Source organism: Paenibacillus sp. J22FR5, assembly GCF_059691975.1.
On the sequence record NZ_JCAUAN010000007.1, the window covers coordinates 203,683 to 220,414 of the forward strand.

Below are 16,732 nucleotides of genomic sequence, written 5' to 3' on the forward strand. Positions count from 1 at the left end.
CCCATGCCTCCCTATTCCCTGCTGCTAGCCGCCGATTTGCGACATCCGGCGATTGGTTGGTGTATGTGATTGTTCTTCATTCATCAAAGCCTGTGCCATTTCATGATTTTCTGGTTTAATGTCTAATGCTCGGAAGAACAAATCCTCCACCGCTGCATCATCCCCGATATATTTTCGAACATTGAATTCATCTGACCAGTACAAGCAAGGCTTGATATTGCCATCCGCTGTTAAGCGCAGTCGATTGCACGTTTCACAGAAGTGGTCGCTGATCGGGTGGATAAGGCCGAATGAGCCTAATGCGCCATTAATGCGATAATTTTGTGCAGGACCGTTTCCGTATACCGCATCGGAAGCTGTAGCCTCCCAGCCCATCTCCTTACAGCGATCGAGAACTGTCGTTAGTGACAGATAGCGGCTTTTCCAATCCTCATCTTGATGACCGATTGGCATATACTCGATAAATCGTACCTGAATGGGACGATCCATCGTCATTTGCAAGAAATCAGCGATTTCATCATCATTAATGCCTTTCATGAGCACCACATTCAGCTTAATCGGCGTAATACCTACGCGATAAGCTTCTTCAATCGAAGCTAGAACGCGTCGAATATCCCCACCGCGTGTGATCATTGAAAACCGATCCGGTTTTAAAGAATCCAAACTAATATTTACACGGGTCAACCCTGCCGCCCTAAGCTTTTCAGCCCGCGATGCAAAGTAGATTCCATTCGTAGTCAACGCAATATCTTCAATTCCGGGAATTTGGGATAGCATACCAATGAGTTGCTCAAGGTTTTTACGAACCAAGGGCTCTCCGCCGGTTAATCGCAATTTGCGAACACCAAGGCCAGCTAGTACACGGACAATCTCTGTTATTTCCTCAAAAGTTAACAGCTTCTCATCCGGTTCAAATTCCATTCCTTCTTCCGGCATGCAATATACACAACGCAAATTACAACGATCTGTCACTGAGATACGCAGGTAATCATGCATCCGCCCGAAACGATCCAAAAGCAGTTTTGGCATAGGAGTTCACCTTCTCTCTCCGTCCATTATGGCATATTTTCTAACAAAATCCTAGGTTTGATAGCATTTAAAATAAGGAAAATGAGTCATAATGGTAGATTTGCTAACATCACTTCATATTCTTCAGGGGTATTCATATTCGTAGTGAAATTCGTTCGAAGCCCGCGTTTCTCGAAAAATTCCGAATTGACAAGCTGCCAATCCAAATGGTCAAGTAACCCCATCAATCGATAACTTTGTTGTTGAAGCAGCAGCTCAGCTTCAGCCCCAATGTCTCTGGCATAAATACCGTGGAGTGGATGCAAACGCCCCTCGATCTCTGGAATGATCGCATCCACATTCCTATCTCGGCATACCTCAACCATGGCCATTGCTGCATCCACAGATATAAAAGGCATATCACAACCAACAATCCATAAATAAGGCTCGAGCGCGGCTCTGGATGCGGCATGAATGCCGCTCAAAGGACCCTTTTGAGGATAGTGATCGCTAACACACAGCACATCAATATCCGTTACTTCTGCAAGCAAAGGCTGCAAGGTTTCAAGTTCATTCGTCACAACGATAATTTGCCTACATTCGCGTGACATTTCTTTCAACTGCTTTAATAAGATGGCTTCCCCCTGTACGGGTAAGAGAGCCTTATGTCTCCCGCCCATGCGGCGATTCAAGCCTCCAGCAAGAATGACCCCGGTTATCATGCTTCAAGCTCCGTCAATCGTTTCATAAACGATTGCTTCCAGCTTCCCGATAGCGCATCTAAGGCGGCTACTCTTTTAACTCCTTCGATATTGAACTTATCGTGATATTTCATCTGATTGGCGAACGCAACCGTCACACCCGCTTCATCTCTGGCAACCAGTCTCATCTGAGAATGAGGTGCGATGAATCCCTCTTTCAGCACGCGAAAATAATACCCCGTATAACCCGTTTCTTGAACGTGATGTGTTGCTTCAGGCCAATCCATGCGTTTTGCCAGCTTATGACAAGGCTGACGAGGCTGCGAGACTTGAACAATGACTTCATCAATCGCAAACGTATCACCAATACAAACCTCGTGCTCCTGCAGCCCTCGAATTGTTAGATTTTCACCAAAAGTTGCGGCATCAAGCCCATGTCCCCGAAGATTTTCCCAGTACGCATAATGCTCCTCTGGATACACACAGATGGCCTTATCGACACCGCCATGAACCGTCAAATCAGCCTGCCCATCCCCGTCAATTTGCACCTTCGATACAAACAAAGATGAGCTGACCGGCGTCTTATAGATCCCCGTTGTCAGCTCTTTGCCTTGATATTGTATGGTTTGGGGTAACCCCACGTTAATTGATATGATTTTCATAGCAAATATCCCTCATTTCCGAACAGGATTCTTTGCCCTAACTATACCAAAATCCCTTCGAAAAGTCAGTGCCCGCTTCAATAATGCATGACCTGGATTATGCGTTCGATTTTCCAACCCAAGCATCGTTATCATAACCCCTTACTTCCCAATAGCCCATATGTTCTTTGTCGATCAGCTCGATGCCTTGCAGCCATTTGACCGATTTATAGGCATACATTTGCGGAACGATCAGTCGCACAGGTCCACCTAATTGCTGAGGGATCGGCTTACCATCCATCAAGACCGCGACCATAATATCGTCCCCATTAGCTTGACTCAAGGATAAAGCGTCCGTATACACTTTATCACCTGAATAAAATTTCACGAATTTTGCGGAAGCTTGCACGCCAGCCGCGGCTAACATCTGCTTAAGTGGGATACCTTCCCATGTACATTTATACACCGACCATCCCGTGACACAATGGAAGTCACTCACTTGAACGGTGCGTTTCAGCTTCAAGAACTGTTCCCAGTTCCAAGCATTCGGTTTATCCACGAGACCGGAAATGGCGAATTTCCATGTCTCCGACGAAAAAGCCGGAATTTCCGTCACCGTGTAAATACGGAAATTCCCTTTGGCCCCTCCGCCAACTACCGCGGCGGAGTCGGGCAGTGGCTCTGGCGGCGGCAGCATGCGGTTGCCGTCGTTCGCCACGTACTCGGCGGTCGACGACCCGCCGGTATCGAATGCGCCTTTTATCCAGCGATAAAAGGCGGGGCCGACCGCGATCACGAGCACCAGCCCTGCGACGAGTCGCAGGAAGGAGGCGCGTGTGATCGGTGATTCCTTCAGCGCGGCGATGACCGCCTGCGCTGCTGAGCGCGACGTGGCGTCCTCTGTCGCCACGGGGGCCTGATCCGCCGCTGCGACGCTCGCGGCGGCGGCAGGGGCTGTGACCGCCGGCACGGATGCCGGCGGTCTGCCTGCGGCAGCGGCTTGCTCGAGCCGCTGCTGGCGCTTCAGCCATCGGCTGCGCGAGATGGCGTGGTACACGGCATACGGCACCCCGACCCAGGTGAGCAGGTCATGCACGAAGAGTGCCGAGTTGTTCAAAGCCGGCGGCATGTGTCGGAACTGCCACAGGATCACGCCTGATGCGGCCCAGCCGAGCAGCAGCGCAAGCACAAACACCAGATTAGCGCGTTGGTTACGCCGCGCACGAATCTGTCGCCAATGCTTGCGAATCATCGGCGCGTACAGAATCATAAGCAGAATCGAGGCTACGCCTAAGTAAATGTGAAGCTGCTTGAGCGTTACACGAAAGCTTCCCAGATCCCCGCGAATCGCACCGATACTGAGCACAATCCCGGTTACTGTAAGAAGCAATAATAGCCAAGCATTCCAGCTGTGTACAGCGTTTAATCGTTTGCCAAATGACTGCTTCAGCCAGCCTCTTTTTGACTCCATCCTCGCCACATCCTTTATTAAATACGTCCAATATTCCTTATACAACTATCATAACGTATAAACCTTAAAATAGGATTACAAATGGATAAATTTATCTCCTCAGTCTGTCTAGATCAAAAGAAAAAGGTCAAATCACGTCGAAACGGATTTCACCTTCAGTTCCATGCATATATGAAATTAGCCGCCAATCCGAATCTTACGGTATGTATCGATAAACGACAGGACATCGACCCGTTTCCCCCTATTTTTAGCTACGCGAGCCATTTTCACAAGGGTCGTCCAGAACTCATCTAGAACAGGTGATTCAAATCCATTTTTTTGGGATTCTTGCGTTAACTTATGTTTATTTTTGTAGGAAGTACCTTCATCTGAAATCAGGTATTGAATTTGACTTTTTTTCCATTGCTCCCCGGATACATAGCTGACACCCATTTCACGCATTTTTTTACGAACGGATGTGACAGGACGTGATAATTCTTTAGCAATAACGACTGGCGGGCACTCCGAGGAAAGGCGGATTAGTTTGTCCAGCTCTTGGGTGGACCATGGTTTTTTAGTCATATCAATAAACCCCATTTCGCAAATATGAATGTTTCATTTTTACCTGTTCTTGGTAAAGCACTAAAGGTATAATCAGAGAATAGCAATGAAATGTTAAGTAAGTATGAGTTAACCATAATGAAAGTATGAAGACATAACTTTTTCGCTATTTTTTTTAAAAGAGGTCCTTGGAGGGTGAATAACAATGAAAAAACACGTAAACGGTACCGAATTATTCGTTCAAGAACAAGGGCAAGGAGCACCTGTCATCTTACTTCATGGCTTTCCTTTGGATCATCGCATGTGGCAATCTCAAGTTGAGACGCTGTCAGCTCATTATCGTGTAATTACGCCTGATTTCCGCGGTATGGGCCAATCTGATGTACCTACTACGCCGATGTCCCTCGCTCAATATGCACAAGATATTCTTTCCCTCATGGATGCATTAAGTATAGAAAAAGCCACCCTCGGAGGCTTCTCCATGGGTGGCTATGTGGCTTTTGCTCTGCTGCGTCTAGCGCCTGAACGGTTTTCAGGGGTGATCCTTGCCAATACACGTCCGGAGCCAGACGGCCAAGAAGGCCGTAAGAATCGGATGAACATGGCGGTCTCGCTCTATGACAAAGGCGCCGCGGCAGCCCGAGATGCGATGCTGCCAAAGCTTGTAACATCAACAACTGTACAAGAGCAGCCTCAGCTGATCGATAACCTACGCTCGATTATGGACAGCATGCCAGCTGAAGGACTTGTCCATGCCAGCATTGCAATGGCGTTCCGAGATGATTCAGTTCCTTTGCTCAGCTCCATCACGGTGCCAACACTTGTTATCGCGGGCGAGCAGGATGCGATTACACCACCGGATGTCATGAAATCCATGGCCGATCACATCCAAGGGGCCAGCTTTCACGTCATTCCAGGCGCTTCCCATCTGACCCCTATGGAAAAACCCGAAGCCTTCAACGCACTGCTTCTTGACTTTCTTAAGGGAGCTACGGCTTAACGAGCTGATTCATGACCATCACGGCCGCTCCGATGGCAAGTGCTTCATCGCCAAGCTGCCCTTTGCTAAAAATAACCTGATAGGCGGGGTAATAGTAGGTTTTGCGGATCGCAACCTGGGTTGCCGTCTGGAAGAACAGATCCCCGCCTGTAATCAATGGCCCCCCGATGATCACTTTCTCAGGGTGCAAAATATTTAATAAATTCGCAAGGCCGATCCCGAAATAGGTCGCTGCCTCCGTCACGATCTCCACGGCTAGGGGATCATTTTTTTTGAGTGCCTCCATGATATGTAAGTAGGTAACATGCTCGGGATCTTCGACCATATGTATAAGCACTGTGGATCTCCCTTGCTTTAAGGCTGATTTCGCCGCCTTTTCTATCGCATAGAGTGAAGCATAGGATTCCAGTGCGCCAAAATTTCCTGATTGGTTACGATGAGCAACACCATCGGTTTGAATGATCATTTGACCCACAGAGCCTTCCATATCTACTGCTCCATAGATCACCTTGCCTTCGGAGACCATGGACGAACGCAAGCCTACTCCTGCATGAATATAGAGCAGATGCTTAAAGCTTCGTGTCCGTTGGTGCCAGGATTCCGCTAGAATCGCTGTGTTCGCCCCATTATCCAGTAACGCGGGGATACGCAGCTCTTGACTCAGTATTTGGCAAATCTCTACATGCCTCCACCCACTAGCTGGAAAGTAGGAGGGCTCCAAAATAACGCCAGACAATCGGTCTACAGGCCCTACCGCCCCGATCCCCATCCCTAACACTTCGGACGTTTGGATACCATGCCCAGCTAACATACGCTGCGCTTCCTTGACGATAAGCGGAATCAACACTTCTGGGGTCATGACTTCTGTCATTGCCCAGCTTTTTGTTTCCAGTTTATTCATTCCTAAATCTACAAGAACCAACTTAGACAGCGTTCTAGAAATTTCCACGCCAAATATATAAGCATAGGCCGGATTTTTCTCATACAAAATCGGCCTACGCCCGCCCGTAGATGCACCAAAGCCGGATTCCAAGATGAGGCCTTGACTGGTTAACTCCTCTAACAGCCGAGTCAACGTCGAGACCGTCATGCCGCTTTGTTCTAATAAATCTATTTTTGAAACCGTCGTTTGGCGCGTAATAAGCTCGTATACTTCCTTGGCTTTACGATTCGAAATGCGTTCTGATATAACCTCTACGTTCAAAAGAAGCAGCCCCCAATGATAATCTTTCTCATATGCTTCGCCATTAAGGAACCATTATCCTGCTTGTTATCCTTTCCTTACTCCTTAGAACCTATCATCAGGGTATAACCCATATAAGGATGATACTTACTCACAAGTTCATCATAACGAGCCGTGATTTGCCATACCCGCGGATCCATGAACGATTGTCTGTCAGATAAATGAACAGGATCTGGGTGCTGCACCTGATCTTCGAACATTGTGAGCGGGAAGGGATGAATGCCTGTCGAGGTGACTGCGCTGAACTTATTGCTCTCCAAGAGCTCTTGCCATTCCTCCAGCTTATAGATCTTGCTCACCCCATAGAAACTGCATAGGGCTCTATGGATGCCTTGTGTCATCTCTTTCACTTTGATCACTTCACGGTCATACAGCTTTCCTTCCGGTTTTAAAACCCGATAGTACTCAGATACTGCTTTCTGTGCATCTGCGAAGTTCGTGACAGATTCCACCATCACTACATCAAAAGTATGAGCTTCAAAAGGCAGCTGGCATACATCCCCAATCAGAAAATTCACTTGAACCCCTTGCTTCTCCGCTCGAATTTTGGCTTTATTGATCATCTCTGAACGTATATCAATGGCCGTAACATCACAACCCTGTTCTGCCAAATAACAGGCCGTTCGTCCTGTTCCGCAGCCAACCTCCAGCACCTTTTCCCCCTTTTCTATCGGGTATTTCTTCAATTGTTCGATCGTCTCTCCAAATCCTCCGGGATGTGCGTTTCCTATCCCGAGCTTCGCCAACATATCCAAGTAATCGATAGCCCCTACACCTCCGCAATGGCATTACGTTCTTTTTCTACCATATGGAAGGCTCCTGCCACTTGTTCAACTTCTCTTCCCCTTTTTCTAAAAACAGGCTCCTGCCTAAAAGTGGACATTATCCCTTTGGGTTTAGGCTAAACACCCAATCAAATCGTAACATCTCTCCATAGGATAGTATTGTCTCTCATTCGCTTCCGCGGAAGAGCATTCCTGAAGATGGGGGGTGACATAAATGGGTGTTGCTGTAGGTACTGGTGCAGGTTGTGGTCATGGTACGTCCGCTGCTGTTGTTCTTGTTCTGTTCGTTTTACTCGTTATCGTAACAATGACTTTTGTTTGGTAATTAGTCATACATGGTTAGGAACAATAATAAGGAGCCATGGCTCAATTGAGCCTGGCTCCTCATACATAGAACACCTTATTTTTTCGCGGCTGCTAAGAAAGCATCCAATTGCTTTTGCTTTTCAGCAATAATTTTATCAATGCCCGCTGCTTTCATTTTTTCTTGATATTTCGGCAAGGAAGCATCCATATCGACAGAACCTGTATCCATTGCTGCGTCGAATTCTTTTCCTACATTGACTGCTGCAGCCACTTGCGTTTTGACAGGCTCTGAGTCGAAAGTAAAGCCAAGGCCAGGGGACTTTTTGCCTGTTTTATTGAACTCTTTGAATTTATCCCATTTTTGTGGATCTTCATTATCATACAAATAGTTCAAGAATTGGTTACCGAACTGCCATGCAGCACCAGGCGCATAATTTTTGCCTGCATCTGTTGCTTTGATGATGTTGTCAGACACTTTCGTGTAGTGTACACCTTCGATACCGAAGTTGATCAAATTATTCAATTGTTTATCTGTGTGCAAGAGGTTAATCACCATCATTGTACGAGCTGGATCCTTGGAAGTAACTGAAATACCAAGCATGGAACCCGCCGTGTCACCTGTCGAAATCGTGCGTGGTGTCAACTCGATTTGGCCAAGCTTTCCAACCAAGTTTGTGGCATTCGCTAATTCACTATCTTTACCAGGTTTCAAGGAAGACGTGATCATGAACACATTTCCGGATTTCAAAGCATCTTGACCAGACAATTGCGTCGTAGCGGCATCTTTATTGATATAGCCTTTTTGCAAAAAATCACGTGTTAATTTCAAAATTTCTTTATAACGCGGTTGATCCCATTTCGGAATCACTTTCGTATCTGTGTCATCTTTCATAATAACACCGGGAATCGTGCTATCCCCTAGGTAGTCATATTGAGCCAAATAATGCGCATTTAGGTTATCCCCGTCACGCAGGAAGAAAGCTGTCATTTCTGGTTTTTTCTCTTTGACTGTTTTGAGTACGTTGCCTAGGTCTGCTATCGTTTTAACAGCCGTCATATCGATGCCCAGCTCTTTCGCGATATCGGAACGATACACAATTCCACCTGAAGCTGCGAGTTCTTTATTCGTTGGAACACCATAGTTTTTGCCATTGATTTTAGCGCCTTGTAGGAAAGCTGGATCCAAGGAATCTGTAATTCCCTTCCCATATTGCCCAATCAAATCATTGAGCGGCATCAGTGCACCTTTACCTACGTTGACAGCATGACCGTTCCATTGTGCAGTGAACAAGATATCGAACTCTTCACGGGATGCGATCATTAGATTCGTTTTGTTATCCCATTGACCCCAATCGATTGGCATCAATTTGATCGTTGCATTAATTTTTTCCTTCAAAACCTTGTTCATGGCTTCTTCTACTTTAGCTTGATCCGGTTGTGGCGTACCCGGGTACACTAGCTTCACTTCATAAGGCTTCAAATCAGTTGTTGCTGCTTTCGTGGCAGCAGGCGCTGTACTTGATGCTGGTGCTGGTGTAGCGCTTGCTGTAGTCTCTGTAGTGCTTTTCGAACAGCCCGCCAAGGTAAGTGATAACGAAAACGTCAGTGTAAGAAGTGCAAGAGTGCTTTTTTTCAAAGCTTTCATTGATGGATTGCCTCCCTTTTTCTCAATTGTCCCTATATGCTAATCCAGCCTAAACTGGTACAAGCCATTTCTAACTAACCTTTGATAGCCCCAACTGTTAATCCTTTTTTGAAATACTTCTGGAAGAATGGATACGCGAACACGATCGGGCCTATTCCAAGTACAGCCATCGCCATACGCACCGTTTCTGTTGGCAGCTGTAGAATTCCCCCTGCTTGCGCTAGTCCTTGACTTGCCTGCACATTCGAGGTTAAGAACTGAATATCTAACATCGTTTTGTACATCATGAACTGCAGATTGATATTTTTACTTCCTGAGATGAACACCAGACTGAGGAACCAGTCATTCCAATAGTTCAGCACTTGAAACAATCCGACAGACGCTAGAACAGGTAAGGAAAGCGGAATAATAATTTGGCTAAAAATGCGAACCTCACCAGCTCCATCGATTTTCGCTGCTTCAATGAGAGGCATTGGAATCGAATTCGCAAAGAACGTCCGAAGCAGCAGTACAAAGAAGGCGGATACAAGTAGGGGCAGCATGAGTGCTGCAATTGTATTTTTCAAGTCCAGCATCTGCGTATAAACGAGATACCATGGAACGAGCCCCCCATTGAACAACATGGTGAAAAACATGAAGAAGGAGAAAAAGCTTTTATGTGGAAAATCACTTCGCGAGATGGGATATGCATATAGCGACATCATCACTAAACTAATTGCTGTTCCCACCGTTGCTAAGAAGACTGAGATCCCGAAGGAGCGTAAAATTTGATGCCAATCCTTAAACATGAACTTATAGGCTTCCAAGCTCCAGTCATCTGGGATGAAATTATAGCCATGAATCAGTACTCCCTTTTCATCGGAGAAGGAAACAATGATGACTAACACAAGAGGCATAATGCATGCTGCGGTATAAATCCAGAAGAACACGTTAACCAACAAATTCGCTGTGGGAGATAATTCGTTAGGTCCTCGTTTCTTGGCTATCCGTTGTTTACGTACCGAAATTGCTTCACTCACGACAGCCACTCCTTCTTAAAATAGTGCATTCTCTTTGCTCACTTTTCTTACAAATAAGTTCGTAACTAGGACAAGTAGGAAGCCTACTACCGCTTGATACAAGCCTGCTGCTGACGACATTCCGATATCCCCCATCGTTAGAAACGTTTGATATACATAGGTATCAATAACTTGTGTGGTCGGAAATAACGCGCCTGCATTTTTGGTTACTTGGAAGAATAAGCCGAAGTCCGCATAGAAAATTCTACCTACTTGAAGCAGTGTCATCGTAATCATGACGGGCATAATGAGTGGAATCGTAATCCGTTTGACTTGCTCCCATTTATTCGCTCCATCAATTAAAGCTGCCTCGTAATACTCATGATCGATCCCAATAATGGCGGCCATATAAATGACCGTATAGTAACCAAGGTTTTTCCAAGTGTTCACAATCGGCAGGATAACCGTCCAATATTTCGGCTCTGTATACCAGTCAATCGGCTGAATACCTAGCTTAGGCAAAAGCACTGTATTCACGAACCCATGCTCTGCTCCCAAGAAGGCATATACAAGATAAGCTACACACACCATGGAGAGAAAGAACGGTAGAAACATCGTGCTTTGATGAAACTTCGATAGGAATTTGCTTCGCATCTCATTAAACATAATGGCCATTGCAACCGCTATCACTAAATTCAGCACGATAAATACCAAATTATACGAAATCGTATTTCGTGTAATGACCCACGCTACCTCACTGGAGAACAAGTACTTGAAGTTGTCGAAACCAACCCATGGGCTTGCTAGAATCCCTTTTGTATAGTTCACATTTTTGAAAGCGATCAGAACGCCCGCCATTGGAATGTAGTTGTTAATGATTAACAACAGGGCCGCTGGTGCCATCATCACATAGAAGATCCAATACCTGCGAACCGTCCATAGAAAGCCTGTTTTCGCTCTCGTCTTTTTATTGGGCTTAACCAGGTTCACTGCTGCTGCAACATTTGGTGTGTCACTCATGAGTTCACTGTGTTCCCCTTTCCGATTCATGTCTTCTCTCTGGTATATCCTTATTGTAGAAGTTTCCTGAGTCGAGTTCTATCCGTTGGGTGACCGTTTGAACACTCTTGTGACATTCATGTTTATTTAGGAAATTCGATAGTGCCATTGAAGTTCTTGCGATACTCCTGTGGCGAGAGCCCCGTATATTTCTTAAACATTTTCGCGAAAAATGAAAAATGAGAATAGCCCGTTTGCTCCGCCACATAGCTGATCTTATCGTTTGTTTCCGCTAGCAGTTTCTTCGCTTTCTCCATACGTACCTTCAGGCTATACTCCGAAATGGATAGTCCCGTTTCTTTCTTAAATAATCGTGATAAATACGCCGGATTGAGATAGACAGAGGCGGCTAGCTCCTCTCTGCTGAGCTCCTCCTGCATATGTTCGTCAATGTATTGGCATACCTTGGCCGTAACCGCTGAGACGCCTTTCAGATGGCTATTCATATAGTCGCAGCTGACTGTAGCGATACGTATCGCCCAATTCCTCAGCTGATTTAACGAACGTGTCGCACTCACATAATCCTGCACCTCTTGATGAGGTAGCATGTCATGGACTGATAATCCTTTTTTGTGCAAAACATGATACACCACATGCAGCAACCCATAATAGAAAGCTTCTACAGTCTCAGATCCCACGTCAGCCTTCTGTAGACGGTCAATATTTTCATGCACACGCGCCACTAACTCACCTTTCTTACCAGCCTCAAGCAGCACTATCCAATCTGAAAAGGTTGGCGCCTGTGGCTTGTTCATTAGAGGCTGATCCGTCTCATTGTCCATAAGTACACAATTACTTTTGGTCACATTATTCCGTTCACTTTGGAAGAGATCCATTACTTTTCCCGTCAGCTTCAGCAGGGGAGTTACTTCCCCTATATAGCAGGACAAGCTGCACTGGAAATAGCGATGACATGCGCTGATATAGGCCTCACATTTCGCTTTTAATTCAGAAAGAGAGAGTTTGCTTCCTTCAGCAACATACAACAGAACTAAGGTAGACCCATTCTCTTGAATCACACATCCGGGCTGGTCTTCAACGATTATTTCTGCAGCGGCTTTACGAATCGCATACTCCATGATCTCTTCGTCTCTGGCGTTCAACTCTTCCTTCCAGTGCTCAACACTAATAAGGATAGGTAAAATCGTGCTCGTCATATCCAATGGAATCTCATACATCTGGAAATTACGCGTTAGCCGCTCCTCATTCACAGGTATCTTCCCGCTCAGCAGCTCCTGCCAAAACTTCTCCACCAATGTCGGAAGCTCATTTACCCAATGACTGTAATACGTTTTATAGGTTTCATGAAAATCTAACTGCTCCTGATCCACTCTAAGTTTCTCAATGGCTTGCTTCACAATATCCTGAAGGCGGTCGTGATCCACTGGCTTTAACACATAGTCAAAGCTGCCTAAACGAACAGCCTGCTGGGCGTATTCGAAGTTAGCATGCCCCGTTAGAAAAATAGTCTCCGTTTGTGGCGAATTCATACGTACCCACTCCTGCAGTTGCAAGCCGTTCGCCCCAGGCATCTCGATATCAGATATCATAATGTCGATGCGATTCTGTGCTAGAATCATCTTCGCTTCATTCACATCAAGCGCTTCAAAAATTTGACCAATCGGGAACGTCTCCCAATCGATTCCCACCGTTATTCCCTTTACCGCGATCTTCTCGTCGTCCACAACCAATAAGTTATACATCCTTATCCGTCCCTTCCACAATGGGGGTTTGAAGCGGCAGCCTAATCTGAACCATGGCCCCTCTCTCCGGTTTATTCAGAAATCGCAGCGCAACTTGATTCCCATAGTTCATTTGCAGCCGATGCCGTACATTCCATATGCCAAGATGCTCATCTCCCGATTGATCCAAATACTGTGCTGAATTCAATTGCTGCAGCATTTCTGGTTGAAAGCCCTCTCCATTATCACTAATGGAAAGGATGAAGAACTCCTCTGGCGCTTCAGGATCTTGATCTGCCTTCACTTGAATCTCATACATACCGTACTGCTTCGTAAACCCATGGATTACTGCATTCTCTACAAAAGGCTGCACAATGAGCGGAGGTATCGCATATTGGCTGTATCTCTCTGGCAACTGAATATCAAAGGTCAAATGATCCGGATATCTCATCACTTGAATCTCCAAGTAATTGCGAATATGATCGATTTCATCTCTCAGTGTCATTGTCGTCCGATTCGTACGCATAATAAACCGGAAATAGTCCGCCAGATGCAAGGACATCTTCTGAACAGATTTCGTATCCTTCAGAGCCGCGAGGTTATAAATAATATTTAAACTGTTCATATAGAAATGAGGATTAATCTGAACCTGCAAGTGCTTAAACTCCGCTTGCTGAACGCGAATTTTCTCCTCATACACCGAAATCTTCAAATTCTCTATCTGGTCCACCATGTTATTAAAAGTAGCAATCAGAAAAGCAAACTCCGTGGAGCTGCCTTCATGTAAGCGAATGGATAACTCCCCTTGGGCAATTTTCCTCATCCCTCGAATTAATTGCATCAATGGCTTGAATAGTATGCGCTGGACATACAACAAATAAATACCAAGCACTAAGGCTCCGCCTAAAGGTAAAAAGTAAATCAACATTTGCAAATAGGGTAAATTCTGCAGTATATTTTTCTCAGCAATAATTAGTTCAAAATCCAAAGCAGCGTGCGAAGAGGCTTCACGCACAATCAGAAACTGCTGACCAAGCTCCTTCTCTTTGACAATTTGAACCCCCGAGTCTTTAGGGGCAATCTGATCGCTAAAGTTTTGATACCTTTTTAATGGGAAATACGCATTAGTTAATGGCTTCCCCTCTGGAGACACGACAATCGTCCCACCACCTTCACCAGTGTCCCACTTGCTCAGCGGCTCAACCATGCTGCCCATCTTAATGAGAATACCGTCCGACAGATCTGCGCCCAAATCCTTATTTATTTTCATCAAATAGTGGTCACCATTCGTCGCTTTCATAATAAGCCAATTTCCATTCGAGCTATCATTGGGACGGGTCTTCGAATTTTCAACGATGAATTGTTTCACCGTCTGAACGCGATCATAGTAATACGTATTCTCTCTCGTAGAAACTAAAAGGTCACCTGTAGTATTCGAGAAGATAAAAAAGGTATTGACCAAATTGTATATATCCAGCTGTCGGGTAAGCTTATTAAACAAGCGTTGCTTCGCTAGGACATAATCATCCGATTCCAACGAGTACAAATTCATATTGATCACATCAGGATCACTGTAAAGATGAAACAAATAGTTATCAAATTCTTTGAGCGTATTATCCGTATCCTCCACATATTGCTGCAAGAGCTTATTGTAGTTTTGAGAAATTTGATCCCTCACCACATTCATGGAGTACACATTATTAAATATCAGAAATAAGACCAAGGGGCCTACCACCAGCACAAAGCCGATAAAAATCTTAAACCGTACCGAATTCACAATATTCAAAGGGTCCCCGCCTCATCTGTCATTATATATTTTACTATCTGTAAAACACATATACATAGCATTTTAGATACTAGGCAGCGAATACAATAATAACAGAGCTACAGCTTCTGTAAAATGTAGTTCCAAACGGAATAGAAAAAAGCTCATGAAATCATTTGATTTCATGAGCTTCTTCTATTCGTTATACCGGCAAGAGGACTCGAACCTCCACCCTTTCGGACTCGATTTTGAGTCGAGCGCGTCTGCCATTCCGCCATGCCGGCATAAACTTGTAAAGATAATGGTGCCGAAGACCAGACTTGAACTGGTACGGTAGTCACCTACCGCAGGATTTTAAGTCCTGTGCGTCTGCCGATTCCGCCACTCCGGCTAATAAATTGTGGAGGCGCCACCCAGATTCGAACTGGGGGTAAAGCTTTTGCAGAGCTCTGCCTTACCACTTGGCTATGGCGCCTTAGTAATAATGGAGCGGAAGACGGGGATCGAACCCGCGACCCTCGCCTTGGCAAGGCGATGCTCTACCGCTGAGCCACTTCCGCATATAAAACTGGGGATCAAGGATTTGAACCTTGGCATGACGGAGTCAAAGTCCGTTGCCTTACCGCTTGGCTAATCCCCATTATGTTGCTTTGGTAATAATGGGCGGACGACGGGACTTGAACCCGCGAATGCCGGATCCACAAACCGGTGCGTTAACCCCTTCGCCACGACCGCCACAATATTAAGTTTCTTGCATTTTTGGCAGGGGCAGCAGGAATTGAACCCACACCAAAGGTTTTGGAGACCTTTGTTCTACCCTTAAACTATGCCCCTACAAAAGGTAAATGGAGGCTGATGGATTCGAACCACCGAACTCGAAGAGAGCAGATTTACAGTCTGCCGTGTTTAGCCACTTCACTAAGCCTCCACAAAGCAATGGTGCCGTCGAGAGGACTTGAACCCCCAACCTACTGATTACAAGTCAGTTGCTCTACCAGTTGAGCTACAACGGCTTATTTAATTAAGAAATGGTGGCTTGGGACGGAATCGAACCGCCGACACGAGGATTTTCAGTCCTCTGCTCTACCGACTGAGCTACCAAGCCGAACTTGATATTGTAATAATAATGGCGGAGCTGACGGGATTCGAACCCGCGGTCTCCTGCGTGACAGGCAGGCATGTTAGGCCACTACACCACAGCTCCACGTGTATTATTTGGTTGCGGGGGCAGGATTTGAACCTGCGGCCTTCGGGTTATGAGCCCGACGAGCTACCGGGCTGCTCCACCCCGCGTCATTAAGTATAAGTCACGTTTCCTATTAAATCAAGTCTTTCATAAGGAAATATGATGGAGGCTGACGGGATCGAACCGCCGACCCTCTGCTTGTAAGGCAGATGCTCTCCCAGCTGAGCTAAGCCTCCATAGGATTAAAAATAGTGACCCGTAGGGGACTCGAACCCCTGTTACCTCCGTGAAAGGGAGGTGTCTTAACCACTTGACCAACGGGCCTTACTAGAAAGATTGTGGCGGAGAGAGAGGGATTCGAACCCTCGAGACGCTTGTGACGCCTACACGATTTCCAATCGTGCTCCTTCGGCCAGCTCGGACACCTCTCCATATGGCTCCCCGAACAGGACTCGAACCTGTGACAACTCGATTAACAGTCGAGTGCTCTACCAACTGAGCTATCAGGGAATATAAACAATGAATCTTTCAAGGATTTATTCCTTGAAAACTAGATACGAAACTCACGTAAAGTTAAATCCTTAGGAATTTTGGTTAAGCCCTCGACCGATTAGTATTCGTCAGCTGCATACGTTGCCGCACTTCCACCTCGAACCTATCAACCTCGTCGTCTACAAGGGGTCTTACATACTGGGAAATCTC

The 16,732-nt window shown here is 45.9% G+C and carries 14 protein-coding genes, 16 tRNA genes and 1 rRNA gene; 2 read left to right on the forward strand and 29 right to left on the reverse strand.

The features are described from left to right. Nucleotides 1-24: 24 nt before the first annotated feature. From moaA to AC58P7_RS12995, 5 genes are all read right to left on the reverse strand, one after another. Nucleotides 25-1,029: a GTP 3',8-cyclase MoaA gene (moaA, locus tag AC58P7_RS12975; RefSeq protein ID WP_497343402.1), complete on the reverse strand. Its 1,005-nt coding sequence runs from the start codon at nt 1,027-1,029 to the stop codon at nt 25-27. Nucleotides 1,030-1,115: 86 nt separating this feature from the next. After that, nucleotides 1,116-1,730 carry a molybdenum cofactor guanylyltransferase gene (gene mobA / locus AC58P7_RS12980; RefSeq protein WP_497343404.1) on the reverse strand — a complete coding sequence of 205 codons (615 nt, stop codon included), beginning with the start codon at nt 1,728-1,730 and terminating at the stop codon, nt 1,116-1,118. Beyond that, a complete protein-coding gene (locus AC58P7_RS12985; RefSeq protein ID WP_497343405.1) occupies nt 1,727-2,371 on the reverse strand; it encodes an MOSC domain-containing protein in 645 nt (214 codons plus the stop codon). Before AC58P7_RS12985 ends, mobA begins: the two co-directional genes overlap by 4 nt. A gap of 97 nt (nt 2,372-2,468) precedes the next feature. Continuing rightward, a complete protein-coding gene (locus AC58P7_RS12990; RefSeq protein ID WP_497343407.1) occupies nt 2,469-3,260 on the reverse strand; it encodes a molybdopterin-dependent oxidoreductase in 792 nt (263 codons plus the stop codon). A gap of 738 nt (nt 3,261-3,998) precedes the next feature. Then, on the reverse strand, nt 3,999-4,382 hold the full coding sequence (locus tag AC58P7_RS12995) for a hypothetical protein (RefSeq protein WP_497343409.1): 384 nt from the start codon (nt 4,380-4,382) through the stop codon (nt 3,999-4,001). A 184-nt stretch (nt 4,383-4,566) separates the two neighbouring features. Here AC58P7_RS12995 and AC58P7_RS13000 point away from each other — a divergent pair, with 184 nt between their 5' ends. Beyond that, a complete protein-coding gene (locus tag AC58P7_RS13000) occupies nt 4,567-5,361 on the forward strand; it encodes an alpha/beta fold hydrolase (RefSeq protein ID WP_497343411.1) in 795 nt (264 codons plus the stop codon). Here the strand turns inward: AC58P7_RS13000 and AC58P7_RS13005 are convergent. Together AC58P7_RS13005 and AC58P7_RS13010 are read right to left on the reverse strand one after the other, a co-directional pair. After that, nucleotides 5,351-6,565, reverse strand: a complete 1,215-nt coding sequence (locus AC58P7_RS13005; RefSeq protein WP_497343413.1) for an ROK family protein — start codon at nt 6,563-6,565, stop codon at nt 5,351-5,353. The two genes, AC58P7_RS13000 and AC58P7_RS13005, sit on opposite strands and share 11 nt — an antisense overlap. A 77-nt stretch (nt 6,566-6,642) precedes the next feature. Next, a complete protein-coding gene (locus AC58P7_RS13010; RefSeq protein ID WP_497343441.1) occupies nt 6,643-7,353 on the reverse strand; it encodes a class I SAM-dependent methyltransferase in 711 nt (236 codons plus the stop codon). Between the two features lie 250 nt (nt 7,354-7,603). On the opposite strand from AC58P7_RS13010, the gene AC58P7_RS13015 reads away from it, so the two are divergent. Continuing rightward, nucleotides 7,604-7,714 carry a YjcZ family sporulation protein gene (locus tag AC58P7_RS13015; RefSeq protein ID WP_497343415.1) on the forward strand — a complete coding sequence of 37 codons (111 nt, stop codon included), beginning with the start codon at nt 7,604-7,606 and terminating at the stop codon, nt 7,712-7,714. A gap of 75 nt (nt 7,715-7,789) precedes the next feature. Here AC58P7_RS13015 and AC58P7_RS13020 read toward each other — a convergent pair whose 3' ends face one another. The 22 genes from AC58P7_RS13020 to AC58P7_RS13125 all read right to left on the reverse strand — a co-directional run. Next, nucleotides 7,790-9,340 (reverse strand): ABC transporter substrate-binding protein, encoded by a 1,551-nt coding sequence (locus tag AC58P7_RS13020; RefSeq protein ID WP_497343417.1) that lies wholly within the window; start codon nt 9,338-9,340, stop codon nt 7,790-7,792. Nucleotides 9,341-9,414: 74 nt separating this feature from the next. Then, nucleotides 9,415-10,359: a carbohydrate ABC transporter permease gene (locus AC58P7_RS13025; protein WP_497343419.1), complete on the reverse strand. Its 945-nt coding sequence runs from the start codon at nt 10,357-10,359 to the stop codon at nt 9,415-9,417. A 15-nt stretch (nt 10,360-10,374) separates the two neighbouring features. Continuing rightward, complete coding sequence (locus tag AC58P7_RS13030; RefSeq protein WP_497343421.1) at nt 10,375-11,358, reverse strand: ABC transporter permease; 984 nt, start codon at nt 11,356-11,358, stop codon at nt 10,375-10,377. 122 nt (nt 11,359-11,480) lie between these two features. Then, entirely contained in the window at nt 11,481-13,100 is a 1,620-nt protein-coding gene (locus AC58P7_RS13035) for a response regulator transcription factor (protein WP_497343423.1), read from the reverse strand. Beyond that, nucleotides 13,093-14,856, reverse strand: coding sequence for a histidine kinase (locus AC58P7_RS13040; protein WP_497343443.1), 1,764 nt, complete (start codon nt 14,854-14,856; stop codon nt 13,093-13,095). Before AC58P7_RS13040 ends, AC58P7_RS13035 begins: the two co-directional genes overlap by 8 nt. A 193-nt stretch (nt 14,857-15,049) precedes the next feature. After that, nucleotides 15,050-15,128, reverse strand: a tRNA-Leu gene (locus AC58P7_RS13045). A gap of 18 nt (nt 15,129-15,146) precedes the next feature. Then, nucleotides 15,147-15,235, reverse strand: a tRNA-Leu gene (locus AC58P7_RS13050). Between the two features lie 10 nt (nt 15,236-15,245). Continuing rightward, nucleotides 15,246-15,319 (reverse strand) — tRNA-Cys (locus AC58P7_RS13055). A 10-nt stretch (nt 15,320-15,329) separates the two neighbouring features. Further along, nucleotides 15,330-15,404, reverse strand: a tRNA-Gly gene (locus AC58P7_RS13060). Nucleotides 15,405-15,412: 8 nt separating this feature from the next. After that, nucleotides 15,413-15,484, reverse strand: a tRNA-Gln gene (locus tag AC58P7_RS13065). Between the two features lie 22 nt (nt 15,485-15,506). Then, nucleotides 15,507-15,579, reverse strand: a tRNA-His gene (locus tag AC58P7_RS13070). A 25-nt stretch (nt 15,580-15,604) separates the two neighbouring features. Further along, nucleotides 15,605-15,678, reverse strand: a tRNA-Trp gene (locus AC58P7_RS13075). 12 nt (nt 15,679-15,690) lie between these two features. Continuing rightward, nucleotides 15,691-15,772, reverse strand: a tRNA-Tyr gene (locus AC58P7_RS13080). 9 nt (nt 15,773-15,781) lie between these two features. After that, nucleotides 15,782-15,857: transfer RNA gene (locus AC58P7_RS13085), tRNA-Thr, on the reverse strand. A 16-nt stretch (nt 15,858-15,873) separates the two neighbouring features. Then, nucleotides 15,874-15,949 (reverse strand) — tRNA-Phe (locus AC58P7_RS13090). 22 nt (nt 15,950-15,971) lie between these two features. Continuing rightward, nucleotides 15,972-16,048, reverse strand: a tRNA-Asp gene (locus AC58P7_RS13095). A gap of 12 nt (nt 16,049-16,060) precedes the next feature. Beyond that, nucleotides 16,061-16,137 (reverse strand) — tRNA-Met (locus tag AC58P7_RS13100). A 56-nt stretch (nt 16,138-16,193) separates the two neighbouring features. Beyond that, nucleotides 16,194-16,266: transfer RNA gene (locus AC58P7_RS13105), tRNA-Val, on the reverse strand. Nucleotides 16,267-16,282: 16 nt separating this feature from the next. Continuing rightward, nucleotides 16,283-16,354: transfer RNA gene (locus AC58P7_RS13110), tRNA-Glu, on the reverse strand. A gap of 15 nt (nt 16,355-16,369) precedes the next feature. Beyond that, nucleotides 16,370-16,461: transfer RNA gene (locus tag AC58P7_RS13115), tRNA-Ser, on the reverse strand. A gap of 3 nt (nt 16,462-16,464) precedes the next feature. Further along, a tRNA-Asn gene (locus AC58P7_RS13120) sits at nt 16,465-16,540 on the reverse strand. Between the two features lie 80 nt (nt 16,541-16,620). Further along, a 23S ribosomal RNA gene (locus tag AC58P7_RS13125) occupies nt 16,621-16,732 on the reverse strand; the annotation flags it as partial.

Excerpts from the sequence above, each read along its gene's own strand:
- AC58P7_RS12995 (WP_497343409.1), bottom strand. The coding sequence starts at position 4,382 with ATGACTAAAAAACCATGGTCCACCCAAGAGCTGGACAAACTAATCCGC.
- moaA (WP_497343402.1), bottom strand. The coding sequence starts at position 1,029 with ATGCCAAAACTGCTTTTGGATCGTTTCGGGCGGATGCATGATTACCTG.
- mobA (WP_497343404.1), bottom strand. The coding sequence starts at position 1,730 with ATGATAACCGGGGTCATTCTTGCTGGAGGCTTGAATCGCCGCATGGGC.
- AC58P7_RS13035 (WP_497343423.1), bottom strand. The coding sequence starts at position 13,100 with ATGTATAACTTATTGGTTGTGGACGACGAGAAGATCGCGGTAAAGGGA.
- AC58P7_RS13010 (WP_497343441.1), bottom strand. The coding sequence starts at position 7,353 with ATGTTGGCGAAGCTCGGGATAGGAAACGCACATCCCGGAGGATTTGGA.
- AC58P7_RS13015 (WP_497343415.1), top strand. The coding sequence starts at position 7,604 with ATGGGTGTTGCTGTAGGTACTGGTGCAGGTTGTGGTCATGGTACGTCC.
- AC58P7_RS12985 (WP_497343405.1), bottom strand. The coding sequence starts at position 2,371 with ATGAAAATCATATCAATTAACGTGGGGTTACCCCAAACCATACAATAT.
- AC58P7_RS13030 (WP_497343421.1), bottom strand. The coding sequence starts at position 11,358 with ATGAGTGACACACCAAATGTTGCAGCAGCAGTGAACCTGGTTAAGCCC.
- AC58P7_RS13020 (WP_497343417.1), bottom strand. The coding sequence starts at position 9,340 with ATGAAAGCTTTGAAAAAAAGCACTCTTGCACTTCTTACACTGACGTTT.
- AC58P7_RS13000 (WP_497343411.1), top strand. The coding sequence starts at position 4,567 with ATGAAAAAACACGTAAACGGTACCGAATTATTCGTTCAAGAACAAGGG.